Source organism: Geopseudomonas sagittaria (assembly GCF_900115715.1).
GTDB lineage: Bacteria > Pseudomonadota > Gammaproteobacteria > Pseudomonadales > Pseudomonadaceae > Geopseudomonas > Geopseudomonas sagittaria.
This window is the reverse complement of sequence record NZ_FOXM01000007.1, coordinates 118,253-137,319: the sequence shown is the minus strand read 5'-3', so window position 1 is coordinate 137,319 and position 19,067 is coordinate 118,253. Positions and strand designations below refer to the sequence as shown.

Here is a 19,067-nt window from a genome sequence, read left to right as displayed (position 1 = left end):
CGATCAGGCAAGGCTGCCAGCGTCCCCTCAGCGCTCGCCCTGCAAGTCCTCCAGCAACCCGCTGCGCCGCTCCACCTTGCGCCGCACCGCCTCGTCGAACACCCCGCTGTGGCTCTCGATCAGGCTGAACCAGTGCCGCGCACGGGTGATGCCGGTATAGACCAGCTCCTTGGTCAGCACCGGGTTGAGGCTGTCGGGCAGGATCAGCGCGGTGTGGGCGAACTCCGAGCCCTGCGACTTGTGCACGGTCATGGCGAACACCGTCTCCACCGCACTCAGCCGGCTGGGCAGGATGAAGCGCAGAGCGCCCGAGCCATCGTTGCGCGGGAAAACCACGCGCAGCACCTGCCGCGGCGGCTGACCCGGCTCGTCGGCCGGCTCGGGCAGGCGCAGGGCGATGCCGATGTCGCCGTTCATCAGGCCCAGGCTGTAGTCGTTGCGGGTCACCAGCACCGGGCGACCTTCGTACCAGCCTTGGTCGCCTTCCAGCAAGCCGCGCCGGTGCAGGGCGGCGGCGATGCGCGGGTTGAGGCCTTCCACGCCCCACGGCCCCTTGCGCACGGCGCAGAGCAGCTGGAAGGCGTCGAAGGCCTTGAGCACACCGCCGGCCCAGTCCTGCCACTGCTCGGAATCAGGCGAGCACTCGGCGGCCGGACGCACCGAGCGCAGCACGTTCAGGTAATGGGCATAGCCCTGCGGCTGGCCGGCTTCCGTGGCGGGCAGGCCGTCGAGCAGCAGGCGCTCCAGCGCGGCATCCTGCTCGCCGCGCAGGCGCAGCACCTGCAGGTCCGCGCTGCCGGCGGCGAGAATCGCCCGCGCCTCGGCGGCAGCGCCGGCGTTCACCGCGCGGGCCAGACGGCCGATGCCCGAGCCGCTGCCGAAGCGCCGCGAGTGGCGCAGCATCACCGTCTGCTGGGCCAGCGGCTGGCGCCCCGCCTCGCCGGCGCGCAAGGCCGGGTCGGCGAGAGCCTCGCCGCTGACCTGCTCCAGCCAGGCGCGGGTCTCGGCGCTGTAGAAACCACCCTCGGCGTCGCGGCACAGGTCGCCGAGCAGCGCGCCGGCCTCCACCGAGGCCAGCTGGTCCTTGTCGCCGAGCAGGATCAGCCGGGCATGGCGCGGCAGGGCGCCGAGCAGGCAGGCCATCATTTCCAGGTCGATCATCGACGCCTCGTCGACCACCAGCACGTCGAGCGGCAGCAGGTTGCCGGCGTGATGGCGGAAGTGGCGGCTGTCCGGCAGGCTGCCGAGCAGGCGGTGCAGGGTGGTTACCTCGCTGGGAATCGCCTGCTTCACCCCGTCGGCCACGTCCAGCGAGGCCACCTGGGCGCCGATCGACTCGGTCAGCCGCGCGGCGGCCTTGCCGGTCGGCGCGGCCAGACGGATGCGCAACGGCTGGCCAGCAGCCAGCGCCGGCTCCTGCAGCAGCGCCAGCAGGCGCACCACGGTGGTGGTCTTGCCGGTGCCGGGGCCGCCGGTGATCAGGCTGAAGCTGCCGCGCGCGGCCAGCGCGCAGGCGACCTTCTGCCAGTCGGTCTGGCGCGCACCGTCCACCGTCAGTGCCTCGGGGAACAGCTTGGCCAACCGCTCGGTCAGCTGCGCCGGCACCGCCGACGGGTCGCTAAGGCGCGCGGCGATGGCCGCGGCCACCGCCCGCTCGTAGCTCCAGTAGCGGCGCAGGTACAGGCGCCCGCCGCACAGCACCAGCGGCGCCTCGCCCTGGCCGTCCTCGCCGGCCACCAGGCGACTGGCCTGCAGCGCTGCCAGCCACGCCGCCAGTTCCAGGCCGACCAGCACCTCGGAGGGCAGCAGGGTGGCGCGCGCCGCGTCCTCGCCTTCCGGCGGCAGCGACAGGGCGAAGTCCGGGTTGGCCAGGGTCGCCGCCAGATCGAGGCAGACATGGCCGTGGCCGAGCTGGTGGCTGGCCAGCGCGGCGGCCAGCAGGGTCAGCGGCGGGCTGGCCTCGTCCAGTTCGAGCAGGAAGCCGGCCAGTGCGCGGTCCAGCGCGCGCAGCCAGCCGCGCTCGACCCAGGCATCCAGCAGCGCCAGCAGGCGGCTGCAGTCGTGCAGTTCGGCCGACGGCGCCGGAGCCGCCGTCAGCAGGGACAGTTGTTCGCTCATGCCACGACCTCCGCAGTGTTTTCATCCAGGGAACGCCCACCCGGGGACGGTTCGCCCCTGAACAGCGCATCCAGCGCCTCGATCAGCTCGCGCGGCGGACGGGCATGGTGGATGCCCTGCCCCGCCGCGCGGCTGCCGCGCAGGAACAGGTAGAGCGCGCCGCCGACGTGGCGGTCGTAGTCGTAGTCCGCCAGGCGCAGCTTGAGCTGGCGGTGCAGCGCCAGCAGGTAGAGCACGTACTGCAGGTCGTAGCGGTGGCTGGCGACGGTCGCCTCCATCGCCTCCGCGGTGTAGGCGCTGTCGTCGGCGCCCAGCCAGTTGGACTTGTAGTCGACCACGTAGTAGCGCCCACCATGCTCGAACACCAGGTCGATGAAGCCCTTGAACATGCCGTTGAGCGTGTCCTTGAGCAACGCCGGACGCGCAAGGCCGGGCAGCACCTGGCGCTGCACCAGGGCGTCGATGCGCCGCACGTCGACGTCGCGCGCCTCGAACCAGAACTCCAGCTCCGGCTGGTAGCTGGCAAGCTCGGCCAGCGCGACACTGGCGCCCTCGCCCAGCGCCAGTGGCGTGCTCAGCAGCTCCAGCAGCCAGTCGCCCAGGGTTGCGATCCACTCGGTCATGCCGCGCAGCTGGCAGCGCCGGGCGATCTGGTCGCGCAGCCGCGCGGGCTGGCCGGCCAGCGCGGCGAAGCCTTCGCGGCCGGCCAGCTCGAGCAGGCCGTGGAGGAAGGTGCCGGGATTAGGCCCGCGCGGGAAGCGGTGCAGGCTCGGCACATCGCCGGGGCGCAGCGGCACGAACACGCTCTCGCGCTCGTCGTCGGCCGCCTTCTGCGCCGCCGGGCTGTCCGGCGCGGCGTCGTCGAAGCGGCTCGGCGCCGCCACCTCGCCCGTCTCGCCGCTGCGCAGGGCGCTGTAGGAGGCGATCCACCAATGCTCGGCGGCCTTGCGCTTCGGGGTGCGCCAGTGCAGCTCGGCCTGCTCGGGCGGCGGCGCCTGGAACTGCCGCTCGCTCGGCTCGGGCGCGGCCAGTACCGCGCTCTGCCCGGCCACCGCCAGCGGCGCCAGCCACTCGGCCAGCGCGGGACTGGCCTCCAGCGCCGCGCCGCCGCCGAGCAGATAGCCCAGCGCCGACTCGTGCAGGCGCGACTTCTTGCCGTTGCCGATCTTCAGGTCGGCGATGCCCAGCCAGCAGGCATGCCGCGCGCGGGTCAGCGCCACGTAGAGCAGGCGCAGCTCCTCGCCGAGGCGCTCGCGGTCGGCACGCTGCAGGGTGTCGGCGTCGGCAGCCAGCACCAGCCGGCGCCGCTCGCCGTCGTGCACATGCACCGGCTTGCCGCCGTCCACCGGGCGGAAGGCGCAGATGAACGGCAAGAACACCAGTGGATACTCGAGGCCCTTGGACTTGTGGATGGTCACCACCCGCACCAGCGCCTCGTCGCTCTCCAGGCGCAGCACCTGCTCCTCGGCGGCCTGGATCTCGCCGGCCAGCAGCTCGGCCAGGTGGCGCAGCAGCGCCTGCTCGCCGTCCAGCTCGGCGGCGGCCTGCTGCAGCAGTTCGGCCAGGTGCAGCAGGTTGGTCAGCGCCCGCTCGCCGTCGGGGCGGCTCATCAGCGTCTGCGGCAGCTGGAAGTCGTGGAGCAGCTGGCGCAGCATCGGCAGCACGCCCTGGCGCTGCCAGCGCTGCCGATAGCCGCGGAACTGCATGACCCGCCGCTCCCAGATGCGCTCGTCCTGGTTGAGCTGCTCCAGCTCGGCCAGCGCGAGGCCGAGGGTGCGGCTGGCCAGCGCGGCGCGCAGCGGGCGGTCGACGTCCGGCTCGGCGCAGGCGCGCAGCCACAGCAGCAGGTCGCGCGCCTCCTGGCTGGCGAACACCGAATCCTTGTCCGACAGGTAGACGCTGCGCACCCCGCGCGCGGCCAGCTGGCTGCGGATCGCCTCGGCTTCCTTGAAGTCGCGCACCAGCACGGCGATGTCGCCGGGGCGCAGCGCCAGGAATTGCTCTGGCCCGGCAAAGCCGGCGCGGCCCTGCTGGCCGAGATCGAGCAGGCGGGCGATCTCGCCGGCCGCGCGTTCGGCCAGCTGCTGGCGGTAGCTGCCGCCGGCCAGCGGCTCCTCGCTGGCCAGGTGCCAGAGATTGAGCGCCGGCTGGGCGCTGCCCTCGACCTGCCAGACCTCCCGGCGCCCCTGCGCCTCGACCGCGTGGAACGGCAACGGGTTGTCGGCGCCCTCGCGGAACAGGAAGGCGCCGCGCCCGGCCGGACGCTGCTCGGCCAGCTGGAACACCCGGTTGACCGCCGCGACCATCGCCGTGCTGGAGCGGAAGTTGGTGTCCAGGTCGTAGTGCCGGCCGTCGGTGGCGCGCCGCGCGCGCAGGTAGGTATGGATGTCGGCGCCGCGGAAGGCGTAGATCGCCTGCTTGGGGTCGCCGATCATGAACAGCCCGCAGTCGGCGCGATTGGCCGCCACGTCGTAGATGCGGTCGAAGATGCGGTACTGCTGCGGGTCGGTGTCCTGGAACTCGTCGATCAGCGCCACCGGGAACTGCTGGCGGATCACCTCGGCCAGGCGCTCGCCGTTGTCGCCCTGCAGGGCGGCATCCAGGCGGCTGAGCATGTCGTCGAAGCCCATCTCGGCGCGCCGGCGCTTCTCCGCCTCGAAGCGCTCGCGCACCCAGGCGGCGGCATGGCGCTGGGCCGGCTCGTCGGGACCGGCCAGCCGCTGGAGGGCGGCCTGCAGACTGCCCATGGCCTCCAGCGCCGGGTGCCATGGCGGCTCGCCCTTCTTCCAGGCCTCGCACAGGCCGTCCGGGGTCAGGCGGGTGAAGCCAGTGCCGAGGTCCAGCGCCGCCTCGTCGCCGCTCGCCCATTCGCGAAGCTTGGCGAACCACGGCTGGTAGTAGCGCGCCTGGATCTTGCGCCCGTCCACCTGTTTGGCGGCCACCGCGGCGTCGAGCAGCAGCTCCAGCTCGTCGGCCCAGGCCGCCCACGGCGTCTTCAGCTCGGCCAGTCCGCGCGCCTGCTCGGCCAGCGCCTGCTCGAGCAGCGCACCCAGCGCCTCGCTCGGCGCCGCGCCCGGCTCGCCGAGCAGCGGGCGCACCTTGTGCTTGAGCAACTGGTCCGGGTGCTGCCAGTTGTCGATGACCCATTGCAGCGCCGCACCACTCAGCGGGTAGCACTGCTGGCGCCAGTAGTCGCGCACCACCTCGGCCATCAGCTCGCCGTGGTCGGTTTCCAGGCTCTGGGTGAACAGGCTGCCGCTGTCGAAGGCGTGCTCGCGCAGCATGCGCTGGCACCAGCCGTGGATGGTGGAGACCGCCGCCTCGTCCATCCACTGCGCGGCGATGTCCAGGCGCCGCGCGCAGGCCGGCCACTGCTCGGGAACAAAGTCGTCGCGCAGCTGCCGGAGCAGATCGTCACCCGGCTCCTCCTCGCGGAACACCCTGGCCGCCTGCACCAGCCGCCCACGGATGCGGTCGCGCAGCTCGCGGGTGGCGGCGTCGGTGAAGGTCACCACGAGGATTTCCGGCGGCAGCAATTCGCGCGCGAAGCCGTCCGCGCCGCCGTGGCCGAGCACCAGGCGCAGGTACAGGGCGGAGATGGTGAAGGTCTTGCCGGTGCCGGCGCTGGCCTCGATCAGCCGGCTGCCGTGCAGCGGGAAGCGCAGCGCCAGCGGGCGCCCGTTGCTGGTCGACTGGCTCATGCGGCGTCCTCCTGGTGATCCTTCAATACTTCGATACCGCTGGCCAGCAGCGACTGGTAGAGGTCGTGGCTCCAGGCGTAGAACTCGCCGTCGGCGACCAGCGCGGCGAAGTCCGGGTACTGGCGCGCCAGGCTGGCGCTGCCCTGCACTTCGCCGCGATGGTTGTAGTCGCCCTCGTAGGTCTTGCGCGCGGCCTCCTCGGCCTTCGCTTCGTCCTCCGCGCCATCGCCGCCCGAACTCAGCCAGGCGACGGCGGTCTTCAGCGCCACCGGCAGCGGCGCCTCCAGCCCGGCCTGCCAGCCTTCCAGCCACTGGCGCAGGGTCCGTTGCGCGGCCTCTCGCTCGAGCGGGTCGAAGCGCAGGCTGACGTCCTCGCCGACCAGCAGGGTGGTCAGCGGCAGACCGCAGGCGCCGGCCGCCACATGGCTGACCCAGGGCCGTAGCAGGCGATGCCACTTCCAGCTCTTGCCCTGCTCCAGCGCGCCGGGCAGCAGCTCGATGCGCGCCAGCGCCTGGCCATCGCGGCTGCGCAGGCCGCCGAGCCAGCCCTGCAGCTCGATGCCGGCATGCGCGAACTGCAAAGGCTTCGGCGATTCCAGCCGCTCGGGCCACAGTTCGCAGAGCGCCTGGTAGCGCTGCAGCTGCGCCGGCAGCTTGTCGACGACCTGCGCGCGCAGCCGCTCGCCGAAGCCGGCCAGCGGCAGGCGGCCACTGCGTTGCAGACGCAGCGCGGCGGCCTGCAGGGCCGGCTCGACCTGCGCCGGATCGACGTCGAGAGCGCGACTGCCGGCGGCCAGCAGCTCGTGCTGCAGCTGGAAGCGCTGCAGGCCGTCGAGGCCGAAGGGCTCCTCGTCGAGCTGGGCCTGGACGTCCTCGTCGAGGTGGACCTTGAGGCGCTGGGTGAAGAAGTGCTTGACCGGGTCGCGCAGAAAACTCTGCAGGCTCTCCGGGGTCAGCTCGGCGTCCGCCTGGAAGGGCGGCAAGGCCACCACTGCCGCCCTGGCCGGCGTCTGCCGGTGCAGCGCCGCCCACTCGCGGGCGTAGCTGAACAGCCCAGCCTCGCCGGCGAAGTAGCGGCGGCTGAACGGCTGCAGCGGATGTTCGGTGGTCAGCGTCGCGAGCAGGTCGCCGCCGCTGGCCAGCCGCCAGCCGCTGGCGACATGGTCGCGCAGCTGGCCGAGCAGCACCGACGGCGGGCGCTCGCTGTTGTCGCGGATGCTGCGCCCCACCCAGCTGACGTACAGCTGTTCGCGCGCGGCGAGCAGCGCTTCGAGCAGCAGGTAGCGGTCGTCCTCGCGGCGCGAGCGGTCGCCGGGGCGGTAGTCGCCGGCCATCAGGTCGAAGTCCAGCGGCGTGGTGCTGCGCGGGTAGTCGCCGTCGTTCATGCCGAGCAGGCAGACCACGCGGAACGGGATGGCGCGCATCGGCATCAGGGTGCAGAAGTTCACCGCGCCGGCGAGGAAGCGCTGGCTGAGGCGACCCTGATCCAGGGTGCCGAGCCAGGCCTCGCGGACCACGGTGAGCGGCAGCGGCTCGACGAGCGCGACGCCGGCGCACAGCTCCAGCCAGTCCTCCAGCGCCTCGACCAGCTGACCGAGCAGGGTTTCGTCGCGCTCGTTCTGCGCCACGAAGAAGTCGCCGAGCAGGGCGTGCAGGGTCGCGCCCCACGCGGCCGGCGTCGCCGGCTGCGCCAGGCGCCGATGCAGGACGTCCAGCGCATCCAGCAGCTGCACCAGCGGGCCGATCAGCGCGGCGTCCAGGCCGCCGATCTCGTCGTAGGGCTCGATGCCGGCGCAGGCCGCGCCGCTGCCCACCGCGTAGCCGAGCAGCATGCGGCGCAGGCCGAAGCGCCAGGTGTTCTGCTCCAGGCCGTCCGGCAGGCCGAGCGCGGCGCGGCGCTCGGCGTCCAGACCCCAGCGGATGCCGGCGCCCTCGATCCAGCGGTGCAGGGTCGGCAGCTCGCTCTCGTCGATCCGGAAGCGCGCGCGCAGCGCCGGCACGTCGAGCAGGTCGAGCACCTCGCTGACGGTCAGGCGGCCTTCCGGCAGCTTCAGCAGGTGTTCGACGGCGATCAGCAGCGGCTCGCAGCCGCGCTGGCCCTGGTCGGCCAGGGTGAAGGGAATCCAGCGGGCGTCGTCCTGGCCGTACTGGCCGAACACCGCCTGGATATGCGGGGCGTAGGCGTTGACGTCCGGCACCATGACGATCACGTCGCGCGGGCGCAGGCTCGGGTCGGCGGAAAAGCGCGCCAGCAGTTGATCGTGGAGGATCTCCACCTCGCGCTGGGCGCTGTGGGCGATGTGGAAGCGCAGCGACTGGTCGGCGCCCGGATCGAGCGGCGGCCACTGCTCGCGGGTTTCCGCCAGCGGGCGCAGGTCGAGGATGTCGTCCTGCAGCTGGCCGAGCAGGTGCGTGGTGTCGCCCGCATCGAACAGGTCGATGCGCTGGCCGAAGGCGGCGAAGCGCTCGCGGTACACGGCGGGGTCGTCGTGCATGTCGAGCAGGTTGATGTAGTCGCGGCCCTGCTTGCCCCAGGCGGCCAGCAGCGGATGGGCGTGCTGGTGCAGCTCGTCGTCGTGGATGCCGGCCGGCAGGCCGTGCTTGCGCTGCTGGCGGCGGTATTCGTGGCGCAGCAGGTCCTTGTCGGCGACGATGTCGCCCCAGTGGTGCTGGCAGGGGTTGTGCACGCAAAGCAGCACCTGGCTGAAGCGCGCCAGGGCGGCCAGCGCCTCGAGGGTCTGCGCCGGCAGCGAGGAGATGCCGAAGACGATCACCCGCCGCGGCAGGCCATGGGGCTTTTCCTCCACGCCGCGCAGGTGCTCGACGAAGCGCGGATGCACGCCGGCACGGCTCTCGGCCAGCTGCTCACGGCCGACGTCCTCGAGCAGCGCGCGCCACAGCGCCGGCTGCCAGAGCTCCGCGGCGTCCAGCGGCTGCACCGCGCCGCGCGCGTTGCGCAGCTGGTCCAGCCCGGCGGCCCAGTCGGCCAGCCAGTCGGCGCGGTAAACCTGGTACTGGTCGAACAGGTCGGCGAGGCGCTCGGCCAGCTGGTGGCGCTTGCGCAAGTCGGCGTCGCCTTCGAGGAAACGGCGCAGCGGCGCGAACGCCTCGCCGACCAGCAGATTCGGCAGCAGACGCATCAGCCGCCAGGTCAGCGGCGCCTTGTCCAGCGGCGATTCGAGGGGAATGCTGTCGCTGCCGAGCACCGCACGGTAGGTCTGCCAGAGGAAGCGCGCCGGCAGCTCGACCTGGATCGCCGCAGCGATGCCGCAGCTGTCCTGTCCGGCCAGCGCCAGCTTCAGCCACTGGGCGATGCCGTTGCTCTGCACCAGCACCAGCTCGTTCTCCAGCGGCGCCAGCGGATGGCTGTGCATCCACGCCACCGCCAGCTCGCGCAGCTCCTCCAGGCGGTTGCCGTGCACCACCATGAATCCAGGCGTCAGCTCGTTGTCCTGCATGTCACGCTCCATTCACCGACAGAGCGCGCATTGTGCCAGCTGGGTGCGACATTGGGTGTCGCGACGGACCGGCTCCCTCGGGAAGCCCGCCCGCCAACCGCTCAGCTCTCCGAATCCTTGCGCGCGGCGAGGATCGACGCCACCCGCTGCGGCTTGCAGTTGAGGTAGGCGGAGGAGCGCACCCACTGCTGGTCGGGGTACCAGGAGAACATGAACTGGCCGCCCTTGAGGCTGTCTACCACCATACGAGCGACTTCCGGGCGCACCGCCGGGCAACCGTGGCTGCGGCCGATGCGGCCGTGGCGCTTGATCCAGGCCGGATTCACGTAATCGGCCGGATGGATGACGATGGCGCGCTCGCGGGCGCGGTCGTTGATGCCGGGCTCCAGGCCATCCATGCGCAGCGAGTAGCCGTGCTGGCCGAAGTAGCTTTCCGAGGTGCGGAACAGACCGATGCTCGACTGGTGGCTGCCCTCGGTGTTGGAGAAGCTGGTGGCGAAGTTCTCGCCGGAGCCTTGGCCGTGGGCAACCAGCTCCTGCAGCAGCAGCGTCTGGCTGCTCAGGTCGAAGATCCACAGGCGGCGCTGGGTCGAAGGCAGTGAGAAGTCGATGACCGCCAGGCGCTCGGCCGGCTCGGCGCCGTTGTTGAGGGCGCACTGCATGGCCGCCAGGGCGTGACGCAGGACCTTCTGGTTGAGGGTCGGCGCCGCCTTAGCCAGGCTTTGCGCCAGCGTGGGGTGGCTGGCGGTGTTGGCCATGAGTGGAGAAGAGACAGCCGCAAGAGCTGCGGCCAGCCAGAGCGAACGAATCAGCCTGGTCATGAAGTAGGTGCCCTCAGTTGTACCGACGGATCGCAAAAACGCTGCACGCACCATGACGCGCACCCTGTTCTCACGCTCTGCCTGTCCGCGACACCCTGTCGTTGATTCTGCCATCCTGCATACGATCGGGCACGCACAACCAGCTTTCTGCCATGCCTGTGCCCACAAAGTCGGGCATTCTAGCAAGCAAACGGTGTACTGGAGTTGAGCGCTTGTCTAAAAAACATACACCCTGGTTGGCGATTCTGCTGTTGGCCAGCCCATTTTCTTTTTCTTTCGCGGCGGATCAGCCGGCAGGAGAGCCCGTGCGCCTGCAACTGGAGCAGCCGCAGCTGACCTGCGCCACACCGCCGCTGCAGCTTGCCACGGCCGCGCAGGAAGCCCTGCGAAGCTTCTACCAGCAACAGGATTTCGCCCTGGTATGGAACCGGCACGGGCGCCTGGAACGGCTGCTGGAACAGCTCGAGCAGCTGGCCGACGATGGCCTGAACCCCGCCAGCTACCAGTTGGACAACCTGCGCCGGATCGGTGGCAAGCGTGCGGCCGATCCGGCGCAGGCCGCCTGCGACGACGTCCTCGCCAGCCATGTCTATCTGCAGGCACTGCAGCACCTGAGCTGGGGACGCCTCGAGCGCGCGGCGATCGAGCCGCTCTGGCACGCGCCGAACACCTCCGCCCCTGCTCGCCCGGTCGAGGCGCCGAGCTTCACCGTCAAGGGGCTGGACGATCTGGCCGCGACCTTCGAGCAGGCCCGCCCGCAACTCAAGGCCTACCGCGAGCTGCGGCGCGCCTGGGCCGAGCTGCGCCGACAGCCGCTGCCGAGCTGGCCGCGCATTCCCGCCGGTCCCCTGCTGCGCCCGGGCAAGAGCGACTCCCGTGTGCTGCTGCTCGAACAGCGTCTGGCCAGCGAAGGCTACCTGAGCGAGGCCGCCGTCGCGGCCCGGGCAAGGATCGCGGATATCAACCTGTACGACCCGCTGCTGGTCGATGCCGTCGAAGCCTTCCAGCGTAGCCACCAGTTGCAACCGGATGGCATCGTCGGCCCGGCCACCCTGGCCGAGCTGAACATCAGCCCGACGGCGCGCCGCGATCAGGTACGGGTCAATCTCGAGCGCCTGCGCTGGCAGGCCCGCGAGCTCGAGCCGCGCATGGTGGTGGTCGATGTGGCCGGCGCGGAGATTGTCTATTACCGCAACCAGGAGCCGGTGTGGCAGGCCCGCACCCAGGTGGGGCGGCCGGAGCGGACGACCCCGCTGCTCAAGTCGCGGATCAGCCACCTGACCCTCAACCCGACCTGGACGGTACCGCCGACCATCCTGCGCGAGGACAAGCTGCCGGAAATCCAGCGCGACATCGGCTTCCTGGAAAAGAATCGGCTGCGCGTACTGGACTACTCCGGCAACCTGCTGGACCCGTACCAGATCGACTGGAGCAATCCGCGCGGCATCCTGCTGCGCCAGGATGCCGGCCCGACAAACCCGCTGGGCCAGGTGGCCATCCGCTTCGCCAACCCCTTTTCGGTCTACCTGCACGACACGCCCAGCCAGCATCTGTTCGACAAGTTGCCGCGGGTGTTCAGCTCGGGCTGCGTGAGGGTCGAACAGGTCATGCAGCTGCTCGACCACCTGCTCGCCGACGCCACTCCCGCCGAGCGCCAGCGCATCGACGACATCCTGGCCAGCGGGCGCACCCGCGACGTCAGCCTGCCCAGGCCGGTGCCCATCCTGCTCGGCTACTGGACCGCCGAGGTCGACGCCGAGGGCCGACTGCGCTTCCGCCCGGACATGTACCAGCTCGACACCCGTCTCCTCGCTGCCCTGGACAGTGCGCGCCTGTGATTGGCAGGCCGGGCGCGGGCGCACTATCGTCGATACAACGACCATCCACAGGGAGTTTCCATGGATCTTGAACAGTACCTGCGCGCCCTGCCCAAGACCGAGCTGCACCTGCACATCGAGGGCACCCTGGAGCCGGAGCTGATGTTCGCCCTGGCCGCACGCAACCGGGTTGCCCTGCCCTGGCGCAGCGTCGAGGAAACCCGTGCGGCCTACGCCTTCGACGACCTGCAGAGCTTTCTCGACCTGTACTACGCCGGTGCCGCCGCGCTGCTCCACGAGCAGGACTTCTTCGACCTGGCGATGGCCTACTTCGTCCGCGCCCACGCCGACGGCGTGGTGCATGCCGAGCTGTTCTTCGACCCGCAGACCCACACCGCGCGCGGCGTGGCCTTCGCCACCGTGCTCGACGGCCTGGAGCGCGCCTGCCGCGAGGCGCACGCACGCTACGGCATCAGCTCGCGGCTGATCCTCTGCTTCCTGCGCCACCTCAGCGAGGAGGATGGCTTCGCCACCCTGGAGCAGGCCCTGCCGCACCTCGCGCGTATCCACGGCGTCGGCCTGGACTCCTCGGAGCGTGGCCATCCGCCGAGCAAGTTCGTTCGCCTGTTCGCCCGCTGCCGCGAGCTGGGTCTGCACTGCGTCGCCCATGCCGGCGAGGAAGGCCCGCCGGCGTACATCGTCGAGGCGCTGGACCTGCTCAAGGTCGAGCGCATCGACCACGGCGTGCGCGCCGCCGAGGATCCGGCGCTGCTCGAGCGCCTGGCCCGCGAGCAGGTGCCGCTGACCGTCTGCCCGCTGTCCAACGTCAAGCTGCGCGTGTTCCCGGCGCTGCAGCAGCACAACCTCAAGATCCTGCTGGACGCCGGACTCAAGGTGACGATCAACTCCGACGATCCGGCGTATTTCGGCGGCTATGTGCTGGAGAACTACCGGCAGACCGCCGAGGCGCTGCAGCTCAGCCGCGCCGAGCTCAGACGCCTCGCCCGCAACAGCCTGGAGGCCGCCTTTGTCGGCGACGCCGAGCGGGCGCCCTGGCTGCAGCGGCTGGATGCGCTGAGAGACTGAGGCAGGAACGTCCGTGCGGATCTAGGCTGTAAGGCGTCATCCGTTTTGCGAGCGAGAGAGACCATGAACAGCCAACCGGCCGGCGAACGCTTCCGCCTGTACTCGGCACGCCAGCTCGAGGTGGTGATCGAGCAGATGGCGCGCCAGGCAGCGGCGCTGTTCGACGGCCGCCGCGAGGTCGCGCTGGTCGGCATCCTGCGACGTGGCGAGCCGCTGGCGCAGCGCCTGCAGAGTGCCCTGGTGGAGCACTGCGGGCTGCCGCGCTGGCCACTGTATCCGCTGCATCTCAAACGCTATGCCGACGACCTCAGCCTGCTGCACGCCGACACGGCGCTGATCGAGAACCCCGAACTGGCCGCACTGGACCTGGCGCGCACCAGCCTGCTGGTGGTCGATGACGTGCTCTACGAGGGCCATTCGCTGTTGCGCGCCAGCGCCTGGCTGGCGCAGCTGGGCGCGATGGAGACGCGCACCGCGGTGCTGGTGGACCGCTGCGTGAACCGCCAGCCGGTGCGTGCCGACATCACCGGGCTGCGTCTACAGGTGGCGCCCACCGACGTCATCGAGTGCAACGTGCCGCCCTACGAGGAGGAGTTCTGCATCGAGGTGCTGCGCCGGGCCCTGAACTGAGGCGGCGGCCCGAGCCATGCCCCACTTCCGACCATCGGCCGGGCTGGCAAGTTGCCGGCTCGACCGTATAATGCAGCGATTCGCAGGAGAGTGAGCGTTACGGCCACCCCGAACGCTCCGCCGAAGGCGCAACCTCCCATAATCGCTCAGGCTCAGGAACTGCGGACACCCATTTACGCCATCTGGAGAGCGGTTGCTGCGGGCAACCCACCGAAGGGGCAAGCAGCCGACGGCTGCGTAAACTCTCAGGTACACAGGACAGAGGGAGAGGCGACCGGACCAAGGAGTCCTCTCTTGCTGCTCTACATCTACCTCATCGCCATCACCGCCGAGGCCATGTCCGGCGCGCTGGCGGCTGGTCGGCGCAACATGGACATGTTCGGCGTCAGCCTGATCGCCTTCATCACCGCCCTCGGTGGCGGCACCGTGCGCGACATGCTGCTGGGCAACTATCCGGTCGGCTGGACCCAGCACCCGCCCTACATCTACCTGACCATCGGCGCCGGCCTGTTCACCATGCTGGTCGCCCGCTTCATGCATCACCTGCACAAGATCTTCCTGGTGCTCGACGCCATGGGCCTGATCGCCTTCACCGTGATCGGCTGCAACGTGGCGCTGGAGCTCAAGTACTCGACCCCGGTGGTGATCATGGCCGGCATGATCACCGGCATCTTCGGCGGCATCCTGCGCGACATCCTCTGCCAGCGCGTGCCGGTGGTGCTGCGCCATGAACTGTACGCCAGCGTGTCGATGCTGGTGGCCATGCTCTACCTGCTGCTGGAGCGCCTGGGCGTCAACCACGACCTCACCCTGCTGGCCTCCTTCAGCTTCGGCCTGGCCCTGCGCCTGGCGGCGATCCGCTGGTCGTGGTCGCTGCCGGTGTTCTCCTACCAGCCGGGGCGCTGGGAGTAGCCCCCGGTCTGCGGTGCGCAGGCCTAGCGGCTCCAGGCCTCGCGCAGCAGCTCCTGCACCTCCTCGTCGCTGGTCTGACCGAAGTGGCGATACCACTCGCCGATGGACGACAGCCAGTCCGGCACCAACGGGCAGACCACCTCGTCGACCAGCGGGCGCAGGCTGGCGATGGCCTCGGTGGAGGCGACCGGGGCGATCAGCACGATGCGCGCCGGCGCCTGCTGGCGCACCGCCTGTACCGCCGCGCGCATGGTCGAGCCGGTGGCCAGGCCGTCGTCGACCAGCAGCACCTGACGATCGCGCAGCTCCGGCTGCGGACGCTCGCCGCGATAGAGACGGTCGCGACGCTCGAGCTCGCGCCTTTCCCGCGCCGTCACGGCCTCGAGGGTGCTCTCGCTGACGCGCCCGAAACCCAGCGCTTCCTGGTTGAGCACCCGCACGCCGCCGCTGGCAATCGCGCCCATGGCGTATTCCTCGTGCCCGGGCATGCCGAGCTTGCGCACCAGCATCAGATCCAGCGGCAGCCCCAGCTCGCGGGCAATCTCCCAGGCCACCGGCACCCCGCCACGCGGCAAGGCCAGCACAATGGCGTCCGGCTGATTGCGGTAGGCCTCGAGCAACCCGGCCAGCGTCTTGCCCGCCGCCACCCGGTCGGGAATCGGTACCTCGATCTGCGCCTTGCGCATCATGGCAACCTCCTGCCGGCGGCATGCCGGGCAACCCCATCCTGCAAGCCTATACCGCAGCGCCCAAGCTGCAAGACAGGCTCGTCTGATGACCAGTCGCGATCTGAAATCCCCCGCAAACAGCAAAAGCGACTAAGGCTGCCCAACCCAGCTTGACCATAATCAATCTGTCCCCCCGGTGCACATTACGAAACTGGCAAGGACATGTGACCGCCACAGGCAGACTGTGGCCGGCAGACGAATTCTTTCAGCGGGAGTCGGTTATGGACAAACATCAACAGGGCCACAAAGACACGCTGCTCCAGCCCCAACACCACGATCGGGACATGGAGACCCGCCACTTCGCCGGAGCCGCCCACTGCCCCGACTGCGGCGCCAACTTCCATGCCGGACGCTGGTCGTGGCAGGCGCTGGATGCCGGTACCAAGGCGGAGGAAGCCACCTGCCCGGCCTGCAAGCGCATCGCCGAAAAAGCCGCGGCCGGCACCGTCACCCTGTCGGGCGCCTTCGTCCAGGCGCACCGCGAGGAGATCCTCAATCTGATCCGCCATACCGAGGCGATGGAAAACAAGGAGCATGCGCTGGAGCGGCTGATCGGCATCGCCGACGAGGGGGATGCCGTGGTGGTGACCACCACCGGCATGCATCTGGCCAATCGTATCGGCCATGCGCTGGACTCCGCCTACGACGGCAGCACCCGCTACACCTACAGCGACGACAAGACCCATCTGGATGTCGACTGGGAGCGCGATTGAGCCAGCCGGCACGGCAGGCGGCTCTGGGAACGCAACTCAGGGATTGTGCGCCAGGCGCGCCTCGCCGAGTACGCGGCGACCGTCGAGGTAGCGCGTCTGCCAGTAGCCGCTGCTCAGGCTATCGAGACGCACGGTGCCGCCGCTGCTCGGCGCGTGGACAAAACGGCCCTCGCCGACATAGATGCCGGCATGACTGACCTGGCCGTCACCGTTGGTGGCGAAGAACACCAGATCGCCGGAGCGCAGCTGCTGGCGCGGTACCTGCGGTGCGCGCAGGGTGCTCATTTCGCGGGTGGTGCGCGGCAGTTGCAGGCCGGCGGCATCGCGGTAGACGTAACCGATCAGGCCGCTGCAGTCGAAACCACTGTCCGGCGTGTTGCCACCCCAGCGATAAGGAGTGCCGACCAGGCCGATGGCGCGCAACAGTACCTCGTCGGCGTGCGGGGACGACGCTGGCAGGGATGCGGCAGGAGGAAGCGGCGCCTGCGAGGAGCAGGCCGCCAAGAGAAGGGCAAAGGCAATACAGGCGAGACGGGCCGGCATGGTCATCGGGAGCAAATCCTTGCTGAAACACTCTGACCCTAGCCGTGCCCGTCCTGACTAAGCAAGTCGGGGGCCGATTTATTCGTCGATAACGCGCTTGGCCATCAGATAGCGGCTGTTCCAGTAACCGCTGGACAGCTTGTCTACTCGTACCCCGCCGCTGCGACGGCTGGCGGAGTGGATGAACTCGTCGTCGCCGATATAGATGCCGGCGTGATCGACGCGACCGCGCCCGCTGGTGGCGAAGAAGATCAGATCGCCGGGCTGCAGGTCGTGACGAGCCACTTTCGGCGCCGGCAAGTTGATCATCTCGCGGGTCGAGCGCGGCAGCTTGATGCCCGCCTCTTCGCGGAACAGGTAGCCGATGAAACCGCTGCAGTCGAAGCCGGTCTTGGTCGAGGAGCCGCCGTAACGATACGGCGTGCCGATCAGCGAGAAGCCACGCACCAGCAGGGAGTCGAGGCTCGGCAGTTCGTAGGGTTTGCCATCGAGCAGCTGCTGCTCGACGCTGCTCTCTTCCGCCTTGGCGGCGCTGGCGGCATCCAGTTCGAAGGACAGGCTCTGATGGGGACTGCTGTAGCTTTGCTGCTGCTGCGAGGTGCTGGCGCAGGCAGTCAGCAGGAGGGCCAGGGTAATTGGCACGAGGGGTGCTAAGCGCTTGAGCATGGGCACAACCGTGTCTGAGAAAATTGATGAGGCGCGACTATGCCGCCTATCAAGCCCATATGCAAATTTTATCGAGCAGAATGTGACTTCATCTGCTATTGCCGCCGTCTCCCCGCCACCGACTCCAGGCAACCAGAAAAAACACAATATATTTCAATGATTTACAGTGCAGGCCAGCATCGTCGACAGCTGACACAGCGGCCGCCCGCTTTGCTCCTGCCACTGGTTGAAGGCCGCCTGCACCGCCGCGAGGTCACGCTGGCTGGTCGGCGCCTTGTCGACGATGCCCTGGGCCTTGAGCGCGGCGACCACGTCGTCGGTGGGGATGAAGGTGTCCTTGCCGGCCATGCGCAGGAAGCGCGGCGCGGACAGGCCACCGAGCTGGCAGCCGTGCTTGGCCAAGTAGCGCCACAGGCCGGTGATGTCGCTCGCCGGCCAGTCAGCCAGCCACGCGCCGAAGCTGCCGTGTTCGCGTGCCACGTCGAGGACGAACTGGGCGTTGCGCGGCACGCTCTTGAGCTTGGCGAGGTGGCGGATCAGGCGCTCGTCCTGCATCAGCCGCTCGAGATGCTCGGCGCCCATCAGCACCACCTTGTGCGGATCGAAGGCGAAGAACGCCTCCTCGAATGCCGGCCACTTGGCGTCCACCAGACTGTGCTTGAGGCCGGCACGGAACACCCGCAGGCTGAGCAGCGACAGGTAGCGGTCGTCGCCGACCGCGCGCAGCTCGGCTGGCGACTTCGCCTGCGGCAAGCGGGCGTCGAGCGCCGCCGCCGAGCCGAAGCGGTTCAGGCAGTATTCGTGCAGCCAGCGGTAGTCATGCATGTCGGCGTCCCTGGACGGGCCGGAGCGGAGATCCGCGCCGGCCTCATGGGCGAATCAGAGGCTCATCACGTCGATGAAGCGCGGGGTGGCGGCGTCGTCGATCTTCAGGCTCTGGAAATCGAACAGGTTGCGGTCGGCCAGCTGCGAGGGCACCACGTTCTGCAGCGCGCGGAACATGATCTCGGTGCGCCCCGGCGACTTGCGCTCCCACTCGTGGAGCATCTCCTTGACCACCTGGCGCTGCAGGTTCTCCTGCGAGCCGCACAGGTTACACGGGATGATCGGGAATTCCTTGAGCTGGGCGTAGGCCTCGATGTCCTTCTCGCTGCAGTAAGCCAGCGGACGGATCACCACGTTGCGGCCGTCGTCGGAGAGCAGCTTGGGCGGCATGGCCTTGAGGGTGCCGCCGTAGAACATGTTGAGGAAGAAGGTCTCGAGGATGTCGTCGCGATGGTGGCCGAGGGCCATCTTGGTCGCACCGATCTCGTCGGCATAGGTGTACAAGGTGCCGCGGCGCAGGCGTGAGCACAGCGAGCAGGTGGTCTTGCCTTCCGGGATCTTCTCCTTGACCACCGAGTAGGTGTCCTTCTCGATGATGTGGTAGTCAACGCCGATGGACTTCAGGTACTCGGGCAGCACGTGCTCGGGGAAGCCCGGCTGCTTCTGGTCCATGTTCACCGCCACGATCTCGAACTTGATCGGCGCGACCTTCTGCAGATAGAGCAGCACGTCGAGCATGGTGTAGCTGTCCTTGCCGCCGGACAGGCAGACCATGACCTTGTCGCCGTCCTCGATCATGTTGAAGTCGGTGACGGCTTCGCCGGCCTGGCGACGCAGGCGTTTCTGCAGCTTGTTCTGGTTGACCGAAAGGGTGCCCATGGTGGTGTGGAATCCGGGGATCTGCGAAAAGGGAGTTGCGAAAAAGGCGCTCATTTTACGCGCAAACGGGCGATCACCCCAGCCCAATCGAATGGGCGGCCCGACGCCCCGTCCTGCGAGGCGGATCACGTTGCGCGGGTACGCAGAAAGTCGCCGCCCAGCGGCATGCT

14 protein-coding genes and 2 riboswitches are annotated in these 19,067 nt (G+C 69.5%); of the genes, 5 read left to right on the top strand and 9 right to left on the bottom strand.

What is annotated here, in order from left to right:
- Nucleotides 1-27: 27 nt before the first annotated feature.
- From recD to BM297_RS10715, 4 genes are all read right to left on the bottom strand, one after another.
- Entirely contained in the window at nt 28-2,118 is a 2,091-nt protein-coding gene (recD, locus tag BM297_RS10730; RefSeq protein WP_092431160.1) for an exodeoxyribonuclease V subunit alpha, read from the bottom strand.
- On the bottom strand, nt 2,115-5,819 hold the full coding sequence (gene recB / locus BM297_RS10725; protein WP_092431158.1) for an exodeoxyribonuclease V subunit beta: 3,705 nt from the start codon (nt 5,817-5,819) through the stop codon (nt 2,115-2,117). The genes recD and recB overlap by 4 nt, the downstream gene beginning before the upstream one ends.
- The gene (gene recC / locus BM297_RS10720; RefSeq protein ID WP_092431156.1) at nt 5,816-9,277 is read right to left on the bottom strand and encodes an exodeoxyribonuclease V subunit gamma; all 3,462 of its coding nucleotides are present in this window, start codon (nt 9,275-9,277) and stop codon (nt 5,816-5,818) included. The genes recB and recC overlap by 4 nt, the downstream gene beginning before the upstream one ends.
- A 101-nt stretch (nt 9,278-9,378) precedes the next feature.
- A complete protein-coding gene (locus tag BM297_RS10715; protein WP_092431151.1) occupies nt 9,379-10,098 on the bottom strand; it encodes a murein L,D-transpeptidase catalytic domain family protein in 720 nt (239 codons plus the stop codon).
- Nucleotides 10,099-10,403: 305 nt separating this feature from the next.
- On the opposite strand from BM297_RS10715, the gene BM297_RS10710 reads away from it, so the two are divergent.
- From BM297_RS10710 to BM297_RS10695, 4 genes are all read left to right on the top strand, one after another.
- Nucleotides 10,404-11,936 carry a L,D-transpeptidase family protein gene (locus tag BM297_RS10710; RefSeq protein WP_342742281.1) on the top strand — a complete coding sequence of 511 codons (1,533 nt, stop codon included), beginning with the start codon at nt 10,404-10,406 and terminating at the stop codon, nt 11,934-11,936.
- 60 nt (nt 11,937-11,996) lie between these two features.
- Nucleotides 11,997-13,001, top strand: coding sequence for an adenosine deaminase (locus tag BM297_RS10705; RefSeq protein WP_092431142.1), 1,005 nt, complete (start codon nt 11,997-11,999; stop codon nt 12,999-13,001).
- Between the two features lie 63 nt (nt 13,002-13,064).
- On the top strand, nt 13,065-13,631 hold the full coding sequence (locus tag BM297_RS10700; RefSeq protein ID WP_092431138.1) for a phosphoribosyltransferase: 567 nt from the start codon (nt 13,065-13,067) through the stop codon (nt 13,629-13,631).
- 73 nt (nt 13,632-13,704) lie between these two features.
- Nucleotides 13,705-13,803: riboswitch (glycine riboswitch) on the top strand.
- Nucleotides 13,804-13,903, top strand: a riboswitch (glycine riboswitch).
- A gap of 22 nt (nt 13,904-13,925) precedes the next feature.
- Nucleotides 13,926-14,543, top strand: a complete 618-nt coding sequence (locus BM297_RS10695; protein WP_092431135.1) for a trimeric intracellular cation channel family protein — start codon at nt 13,926-13,928, stop codon at nt 14,541-14,543.
- 23 nt (nt 14,544-14,566) lie between these two features.
- Here the strand turns inward: BM297_RS10695 and BM297_RS10690 are convergent, their stop codons facing one another.
- Nucleotides 14,567-15,232 carry a phosphoribosyltransferase gene (locus tag BM297_RS10690; RefSeq protein ID WP_092431131.1) on the bottom strand — a complete coding sequence of 222 codons (666 nt, stop codon included), beginning with the start codon at nt 15,230-15,232 and terminating at the stop codon, nt 14,567-14,569.
- Between the two features lie 260 nt (nt 15,233-15,492).
- Here BM297_RS10690 and BM297_RS10685 point away from each other — a divergent pair, with 260 nt between their 5' ends.
- The gene (locus BM297_RS10685) at nt 15,493-15,984 is read left to right on the top strand and encodes a BCAM0308 family protein (RefSeq protein WP_092431128.1); all 492 of its coding nucleotides are present in this window, start codon (nt 15,493-15,495) and stop codon (nt 15,982-15,984) included.
- Between the two features lie 36 nt (nt 15,985-16,020).
- On the opposite strand, the gene BM297_RS10680 is transcribed toward BM297_RS10685, so the two are convergent.
- From BM297_RS10680 to ttcA, 4 genes are all read right to left on the bottom strand, one after another.
- On the bottom strand, nt 16,021-16,533 hold the full coding sequence (locus tag BM297_RS10680) for a C40 family peptidase (RefSeq protein ID WP_092431125.1): 513 nt from the start codon (nt 16,531-16,533) through the stop codon (nt 16,021-16,023).
- A gap of 72 nt (nt 16,534-16,605) precedes the next feature.
- A complete protein-coding gene (locus BM297_RS10675) occupies nt 16,606-17,193 on the bottom strand; it encodes a C40 family peptidase (RefSeq protein WP_092431122.1) in 588 nt (195 codons plus the stop codon).
- Between the two features lie 153 nt (nt 17,194-17,346).
- Nucleotides 17,347-18,018 (bottom strand): DNA-3-methyladenine glycosylase I, encoded by a 672-nt coding sequence (locus tag BM297_RS10670; protein WP_092431120.1) that lies wholly within the window; start codon nt 18,016-18,018, stop codon nt 17,347-17,349.
- A 54-nt stretch (nt 18,019-18,072) separates the two neighbouring features.
- On the bottom strand, nt 18,073-18,897 hold the full coding sequence (gene ttcA / locus BM297_RS10665) for a tRNA 2-thiocytidine(32) synthetase TtcA (protein WP_092431118.1): 825 nt from the start codon (nt 18,895-18,897) through the stop codon (nt 18,073-18,075).
- Nucleotides 18,898-19,067 lie beyond the last annotated feature (170 nt).